Below are 6,862 nucleotides of genomic sequence, written 5' to 3'. Positions count from 1 at the left end.
TCTTGCGAAGCAGATGCTTCTTGGGTACAAATTGATCTATGCAGAAAAATTCCATCTGTCTTCTGTTTTCAGCTTCTTGTTTCAGCATTATTTTCACCGCCTTATTTTCTATCTTACCATAGTACACAGAAAAAGTCCAGCCGAAAGCTGGACTTTTTTGACAGGCTGGGCTGAGAGCTTACGCTCTCAGCTTTTTATCATTATTTTTTTCACTATAAGTTGCACCACAATTTGAGCACTTGTTATTGAAAACGGTGTATTTACCACAGTTAGAACATTTATAACCACGTCCACCTTTTCCTTCATTTACTGGTAATGTCATGGTATACTCACATTTGGAACACCTTCGACCAGTAGGTGTTTCAAAAAAAGTCATTTTACCACACTTGGGACACATTTTTCCTGCCATTTTATCACCTCCTTCTTTTCAGTTATATATGTATGTGTATGTATATGTATATAATATCATAAATAATACTCTTTGTCAAGCTTAATCTGAAAATTTTTAGGATTTATGAATTGAAAGTGAAGGCGTTCCCTTAATTTTATCCAATTAACGTAAAAAGGCTGAGAGCTTACGCTCTCAGCCTTTTGCTGTTTGTAATATTGTGTTTTAATCGCTGCTGTTATTGTTGAAGTACTGTCCCACAGCTTCGCTTCCCGAAAGTATGAAGAATGATGCAACAGTACCTGCCAGCGATACGAGGAAGAGTACTGCTTTAAGTGCAGTGCTTCCATTGTGCTGAGGAAGCATACCAAGTCCCGGGAATATCTGTATTACGCCGAAAAGGAGCATTGCGAAAGATGTCAGCGACTTCAGTCCCTTGATACCTGTGAGGAGGGACAGGGATAATACGCCCACGATAGCGGAGATATACAGAGCTGAACTCTCGATTATCCTGTTGAAGCCTTCAAGACCGTTCTTGTAGCTGAGACCGAGCTGTCCCGAATAAAGCAGATAGAACGCAACGGCTGAGATAACGCCGATAATAGCAATAACGATAGTCAGCTTGAAGCCCTTTGCAGCTTCGCGCTGTCTTGCCTCCTCCTTGAGCTGGAGCATCATGCGAAGACTTTCCTTTGAGTCCTTCTGCTCGGATACGAGCTGAGAGGATACAGCTTTTTTTGCTGCCTCAGCTTTTGCTCTTTCAAGGTCTTCATCGACGTATTTAGGCTGATACTTAGGCGGTTCGGGTTCGTCATCGAGTATCGGTGCCGAGATAGGCTCGGAGGGCTGAGGTGCAGGAGCTTCGGGCTTCGGAGGCGGTGTATAGTTGTCCTCGTCGAGTACAGGAGCTTTTACCTGTACGGGAGGAGCTACTGCGCCCAGCTGAGTTCTTCTCATGTCGATTATCTGCTGCTGTTTATCGGCAGGCAGAGCTTCAAAACGCGCTTTCAGTTCAGGGGTAAGTCCGTTTATGATATCCTCGTCGGAAAGCACCTTTTTGTCCTGAACAGCTGTTATAGTGTCGTCGAGCACAGGTGCGGATACACCTGTCGGAGCTCCTTTGGGAGCGCTGCTGCTCTGATAAGGGACATCATCATCGAGCACAGGTGCTGAAATGCCTGTAGGTGCTCCTTTTTTGCTGTTGTCGTAATACGGTATATCGTCATCGAGTACAGGTGCGGATACACCTGTGGGAGCGCCTTTCTTTCCCGTGTTTTGTGCAAAAGAGTCTATCTCGTCAAGAACAGGTGCAGATACACCTGTAGGGCCGTCCTTTTTTGCAGTCGGTGCGGTATAGCCAAAGTCGTCAAGCACGGGAGCTGTTACACCTGTGGGGCCTTCCTTTTTAGTATTATCAGCAGTATAGTCGATCTCCTCGGGGAGACCTCCTGCGATAGGATTTTCGTCGTACATATTCAATACACCTCTTTTAATGAGTTATTATATAATCAGCAAGACTGATATCAGCTCCGTTTGAGATCAGAGCATAGTATGCAAGAACTCTCGAAGCATCGACCGAATCAATTTTGCCGTCGTTGTTGACATCTGCACATTTCGACTGTGCGGCTGTAAATGCGGAAGTCATCTGACTTGAAAGGCGAGAATATTCAGCAAGTATGAGCGAAGCATCAACAGAGTCGATAAGCTTATCACCGTTTACATCTCCGAGGGTATAAGTCACAGGAGAGTAGCGGTATTTTGAGATAGGATAGGCTGTGTGGAACTCATCGGAGTTATAATCGGGGAAGGTCAGTCCGTTATCGTTCTGTGCGACGTGTACAAGCTGGGGCGCATCGGAATCAAAGTCGGCAGTTCCTTTGAGGAAGTATCGGTAATTGCCGTTTTTGGATCTGAGATCCCATGTAGGGTCAAGGAGATAGTATATCCCGTCAAGCTTTACAATGAGCCATACATGGTTGCCGTTGGGATTCACACCGCTGAGATCGTGGGAGTATCCTGCGATTATACGGCAGGGAATTCCCGAATCGTTGTACATACGGTACATCAGCTGAGCTATACCCTGACAGACTGCATCGCCTTTTAATACTGCATTATAAGCCGAGTAAACATACGGGTCATTGAGATCGTCCGAGTATGTCAGGTGTGAATTGGCGTACTTATATATAGTACTGATCTTGTTATAATCAGACATTCCACTGACATTCAGAGAGTTCATGATCTCGTTCAGCTTCTTTGTCAGGACAGCTTCTTCCTCGGCTGTAGTATAATAGGAAACGGTATAAGTAAGCCTGCCGCTTGTCGAGACCGCACATTTATATGATTTTACGGCAAAGCGCAGATAATCGCCTTCTGTGCCGCTGCCTGTCTCGTCAAAAGCCTTGTACATCATTGACTGGGACAAAGCCTGCATCTGTGCCTGTCTTTCTGTTTTGTCAGATGAGAAGCTTATATTATCAACATTTATGATTATTTCCGAAGTATGTGCTTTGAGAGCCTTGCGCATCTGCAAAGCAGCCTCGTCGGCACTCGAACCGACTTGATCTGCCGATATCTCGATACGCGATACCTGTACAGCTTCGGAGCTGCGCGGAACTGCTGCTCCGAGAAGCAGCGTGAACGAAGATATGACAGCAAGTATTTTTACAGATAAACTCATAACATCACCTCAGCGGGAATGCAGATATTTATTTTTTCTTAGAGTATTCTTCTATAGGCACGGGTTCGCCTGTAGTAGTTGAGACATAAGCGTAATATGCAAGTGCTCTGGAAGCATCGACAGAATCTATCTTGTTGTTATTGTCTATGTCGGCAGATTTTTTCTGTCCTGCGGAGAAGGTGCCTCTTAGATCACTTGACGAAAGCCTTGCGTATTCCGCAAGAATGGAGGAAGCATCTGAAGAGTCGATAATATTGTCGCCGTTTACATCGCCCTTTGTGAATACAGCATAGCGCGAGAATTGTGCCATACCCTCTGTTTGGGCAATGCCGTCCACGGTGATGCCTGCAAAGGTAAGGTGCTCATGCTTTAATTCGGAATTTTCGGGGAGAGCAGCATCAAGATCCTTGTAGCCCTTTAGGAAGAACGTATCTTTAGTGCCGTTCTTCTTCTCATACACAGGGTCGAGGAAGTAATAAACGTCGTCCATTCTGACGAGCACGAGATAATGTGCCATCAGAGGATTGTTCTTGGTGTCATAGTTGGTATAGTAAACCTCACTGTCGATGCCGAGCTCACTGAGTGCTCTTATCAGGAGCTGAGTATAGCCTATCTCATTTGCAGTATTCTTCACGAGAGCCGAATAGGCTGAACCCAGTTCAGCAGGCGCTGCTGCGTCGGAAAGCTTCATTCTTGATACCACAAGGTCGTAAGCCTTTTTTACCTTTTGGTCTGTGGTATAGTCATCAATATCAACACCGCTGAGAAGGAGCTCCTTGAACATCTTGATCTTCTGTTCGAGCTCTGCTTCCTGAGCAGCTGTAGTCCTGTATTTTGCCGAGAGCTCTATCAGAACGCCCTTGTCGTTGGCTTTTACGACAGCGGAGCTCTGGATAACGCCGAGATAGAGGTACTGACCTTCGGAAGGATCATCTGTAGGATTGAATACGTCCTTGATAACGAGGCGTGAATAATGGCTTTCGTCATCTTCGCCTTTACCGAGGACAAGTGCGGTTATTTTTTCGTTGCGCTGTTTCATCTGGCTGCGGACGTATTTGAGCAGCTCCTCGTCGGAGGTGAAGCTTGGAACATCGTCTTCGTAAACGTTTACTGCGGAGGGCTGTATTATATTGCCTGAGAATGTTGCGCTTGCAGGAAATGCTGCGGTCATGCAAATACCAACAGCGGCGATCGCTGCTATAGTTCTGCTGAATTTATTCATAGTGTTTCCCCCTTAAAATCAATATATAAACGAACAGCCGCCGAAGCGGCTGAACGCAATATTTACTTTTACTTATCTTTCGAGTATCTGTGATCTGTCAGGGCCGATGCCTACCATGCTTACATGGCAGCCAACGAGCTCTTCGAGACGAGCGATATAGCTCTTGCAGTTTGCAGGAAGCTCATCGAAGCTGCTGCACTTTGAGATATCCTCATTGAATCCGGGGAATTCCTCGTAGATAGGCTCGCAGCCTTCGAGTTCCTCAAGTGTTGGTGGGAACTCCTTGATAACGCTGCCGTCGGGCTTCTTGTAGGCTACACACATTTTGAGTGTGTCGATATTAGCGAGAGTATCGAGCTTGTTGATAGCGAGGCTGTCAAGACCGTTTACTCTTACAGAGTGGCGAACGATAACTGCATCGAACCAGCCTGTTCTTCTTGGTCTGCCTGTGGTAGTACCGAACTCGCCGCCGACATTTCTGATCTGATCGCCTGTAGCGTCATCGAGCTCTGTCGGGAAAGGTCCCTTGCCGACACGGGTCGTATAAGCCTTTGCAACGCCGATGATGTTGGTTATTACCTTAGGACCTACGCCTGTACCTACGCATACACCTGCTGAGAGCGGGTGTGAAGATGTAACGTATGGGTATGTACCGAAATCTATGTCAAGGAGAGTAGCCTGTGCGCCTTCAAACATGATAGTCTTGCCTGCCTTGTGGGCTTCAAATGTAAGAACAGAAACATCGTCCATGTAAGGAAGGAGGCGCTTGCCGTACTCAGTATATTCCTTTGTAACTGCATCGAGGTCGAAAGCTTCGCCGCCGTATACCTTAGTGATTATCTCATTCTTGAGCTTGCCTGTTGACTGTATCTTCTCAGCGAGCACATCGGGGTGAACGAGATCGTACATACGAATGCCGCAGCGCTCGTATTTATCCATATATGTAGGACCGATACCTCTCTTTGTAGTACCGATGTCCTTGCCGCCGCGGAATGCTTCTGAGAGACCGTCGAGAGCGATATGCCATGGCATAACGATCTGTGCGCGAGGATCCACCTTGAGGTGACCCTCAGTCTTTATACCTCTTTCAGCAAGGCTGTCAAGTTCGCCGATGAAGTCCTTAGGGTCAAGAACTACTCCGGCACCGATAAGATTGAGTGCATTAGGGTAGAGGATACCCGAAGGGATAAGGTGGAGCTTGTATACCTCACCGTTGTTGACTACAGTGTGTCCTGCGTTGTTTCCGCCCTGTGAACGGACTACAACGTCTGCGCGGGAAGCAAGGATATCAATTATTTTACCTTTGCCTTCGTCTCCCCACTGGGTTCCTACTACAATATTTGCAGGCATTTGTTTTCCTCTTTTCATAATATTTTATTTGTGCAGGCAGGAGCTGAACTTCTGTCAATACACACTTACACTTTATTATATCACATTAGTAAATAAAATGCAACAGTACAAAAGAAAGAATTATCAATACCGCTGTAGGATTACAATAGATGTGAGACAAATTACAAAAAAAGATAGCGGAGCAGCATAAACCTGTGTTACAGTTAAGTTGCGAAGATAAAAGCAACAGGAGGTTAGCTGATCCGCTATGAATACTATAACACAGATTACCACTCGCCGTCAAGCCGTAATTAAGTATGCAGAGAAAAAAGGCGTTACCGCTGCCGCAAGACGATATAATGTAGGAAGAGCGTCAATATATCGCTGGATAAAACGATATGACGGTACATTAGACTCTCTGAAAGATCGCTCACATCGTCCACATAGTCATCCAAATCAGCATACCGAAGAAGAAATAAAATTGATAAAGGATATGCGAAAACGCAACAAGCATACAGGACTTGTGGTGTTCTGGGTAAAGCTTAAACAGAAAGGCTATATGCGTTCTATACCAAGCTTATGGAGAATGCTCCGCAAGCTTGAATTGCAGCCTGTTAAGCCTCCAAATCCAAAGTATATCCCTAAGCTTTATGAGAAGATGCAATATCCGGGACAGCGAGTGCAGATAGATGTTAAGTTCGTTCCTGATGCCTGCATAGTTGGAGAAGCTAAAGCCGAAGGGCACAAGTTTTATCAATATACAGCCATAGACGAATACTCTCGTTTTAGATATCTCGAAGCCTTTGAGGAGCATAGTTCATACAGTTCAGCTGTTTTCCTCGAGCATATGCTCAAGGCGTTTAAATTCAAAGTGGAGTGCGTTCAAACTGATAATGGAGCTGAGTTCACTAAAAGACTCGGCAGTTCTGAAAAGCCAACGCCAACGCTGTTTGAGAAGCTTCTAAAACAGCGTGGCATAAAGCACAAACTCATAAAACCTTATACGCCTCGTCATAACGGCAAGGTTGAACGTTCTCATCGAAAGGATAATGAGTATTTCTATGCTACTCACACTTTTTATTCCTTTGATGATTTTAAAAAGCAATTAGCTGTTCACAGCAGAAAATACAATAATTTCCCTATGCGTCCGCTTAACTGGAAATCTCCTTCTGATTACATCAAAGCTTTCCTCGAATACGGTCAAGTTTTTTGATTTAATTTGTCTCGCATCATTGACAAACCAACA

General features: G+C 45.3%; 6 protein-coding genes. 1 reads left to right on the top strand and 5 read right to left on the bottom strand.

Annotated elements, in window-relative coordinates; all coding sequences use genetic code 11:
- Positions 1–178: 178 nt before the first annotated feature.
- The 5 genes from K6G33_RS00415 to K6G33_RS00395 form a co-directional block, all read right to left on the bottom strand.
- On the bottom strand, positions 179–409 hold the full coding sequence (locus K6G33_RS00415; RefSeq protein ID WP_296775028.1) for a hypothetical protein: 231 nt from the start codon (positions 407–409) through the stop codon (positions 179–181).
- A gap of 204 nt (positions 410–613) precedes the next feature.
- Positions 614–1,861 (bottom strand): ABC transporter permease, encoded by a 1,248-nt coding sequence (locus K6G33_RS00410; protein WP_296775025.1) that lies wholly within the window; start codon positions 1,859–1,861, stop codon positions 614–616.
- A gap of 16 nt (positions 1,862–1,877) precedes the next feature.
- Entirely contained in the window at positions 1,878–3,065 is a 1,188-nt protein-coding gene (locus tag K6G33_RS00405; RefSeq protein ID WP_296775023.1) for a transglutaminase domain-containing protein, read from the bottom strand.
- Between the two features lie 28 nt (positions 3,066–3,093).
- Positions 3,094–4,287, bottom strand: coding sequence for a dockerin type I domain-containing protein (locus K6G33_RS00400; RefSeq protein ID WP_296775020.1), 1,194 nt, complete (start codon positions 4,285–4,287; stop codon positions 3,094–3,096).
- 72 nt (positions 4,288–4,359) lie between these two features.
- Positions 4,360–5,637, bottom strand: a complete 1,278-nt coding sequence (locus K6G33_RS00395; protein ID WP_296775018.1) for an adenylosuccinate synthase — start codon at positions 5,635–5,637, stop codon at positions 4,360–4,362.
- A gap of 247 nt (positions 5,638–5,884) precedes the next feature.
- On the opposite strand from K6G33_RS00395, the gene K6G33_RS00390 reads away from it, so the two are divergent.
- On the top strand, positions 5,885–6,829 hold the full coding sequence (locus K6G33_RS00390) for an IS481 family transposase (protein ID WP_296775015.1): 945 nt from the start codon (positions 5,885–5,887) through the stop codon (positions 6,827–6,829).
- Positions 6,830–6,862: the final 33 nt, after the last annotated feature.

This window comes from Ruminococcus sp. (genome assembly GCF_024691275.1).
Classification (GTDB): domain Bacteria; phylum Bacillota; class Clostridia; order Oscillospirales; family Ruminococcaceae; genus Ruminococcus.
This window is presented reverse-complemented; position numbering and strand designations above follow the sequence as displayed.